This window comes from Rhizobacter sp. P3_B12 (assembly GCF_056402895.1).
In genome coordinates, this window is record NZ_JBFUGN010001419.1 from 1 (window position 1) to 1153 (window position 1153).

General features: G+C 71.9%; 1 protein-coding gene. It reads right to left on the minus strand.

All coding sequences use genetic code 11. The features are described from left to right. Nucleotides 1–30 precede the first annotated feature (30 nt). On the minus strand, nucleotides 31–1153 hold a 1123-nt coding region (locus AC1D01_RS35750; RefSeq protein WP_477874419.1), incomplete at its 5' end, for a DUF1800 domain-containing protein.

The following is a 1153-nucleotide window of genomic DNA, read 5'->3' on the forward strand; positions in this document are numbered from 1 at the left end:
CGACGGGTGGATCGCATCGCGGCCTCCAGGTCACTTCAGTTGAAACGCAGGGTCCAGGCTCAGCGCCCGCAGCATCGACAGCCCGACCGTGCCGGCCGGCAGCGGATTGACCGGCGGCGCGGCCAGCACCGCGGCCTCGATGCGCGCCTTGGTGCGCTCATCGGGCTCGCGGTCGGCATGGGCGCCGAGCGGCGCGAGCCACGCGTCCGCATCGAAGCGCAGCCCGCCCCCGCCCTTCTCGACGCCACCCATCTCGACGCCGCGGAACAGGCGCTCGGTGAAGCGCTTGCGCTCCAGCAGCGTCGTGCTGTCGATCCAGTCGGTGTAGCCGGGCCAGCCCTTCACGTTGGGCGGCGCGAACAGGCTCTGCCCGAGCTTGGCGCTGGCGCGCGCGATCGGCAGCATCGCATCGAGCTGCATGTCGAACTTCGCGTCGAACTGGCGCAGCGTGCCCACCGTCAGCTCCACCGGCGACTTGATCAGCGCCGCGCGCGCGGCCGGCGCCCAGAACGCATCGCTCAGCAGCAGCTCGCGCAGCGCCGCGTCGATGCGCCAGCCGCTGTCGCGCAGCCGCGCGGCGACGCGCTCCAGCGTGGCCGGCTCCGGCACCGGCGAGACGAACTCGCGCCACAGCTTGCCGGCGATGAAGCGCGGCGCGGCCGGCTGCGCGRGCAGCTGGTCGAGCGCGCCATCGGCGTCGTAGGCGGCGCTGCGTCCGAACAAGGTCTTGCTGCCGCTGTCGTGCAGGCGCGGGCGCAGGCGGGCGCTCCAATCGGCACGGTCGACGGTCCAGCCCGAGAAGGCGCGCGCGGCTTCCTGGATGTCCTGCTCGCGGTACTGCCCTTCGCCGAGCGTGAACAGCTCCATCACCTCGCGCGCGAAGTTCTCGTTCGGCGCCTGCGCCTTGTTGGCCGCGCCGTCGAGGTAGATCAGCATCGCCGGATCGCGCGCGATGCCATGCAGCAGCTCGGCGAACGAGCCGAGTGCGTGCGTGCGCAACAGCTGCTGCTGGATGAACATGCCCTGCGGGCTCTGCACCTTCTGCACCGAGGTCGCGAAGTGGTTGTGCCAGAACAGCACCATGCGCTCGGCCAGCGGCGCCGGGGTGTCGCGCATCTCCTGCAGCCACCAGGCGGCCAGGTCCAGCGTGTCG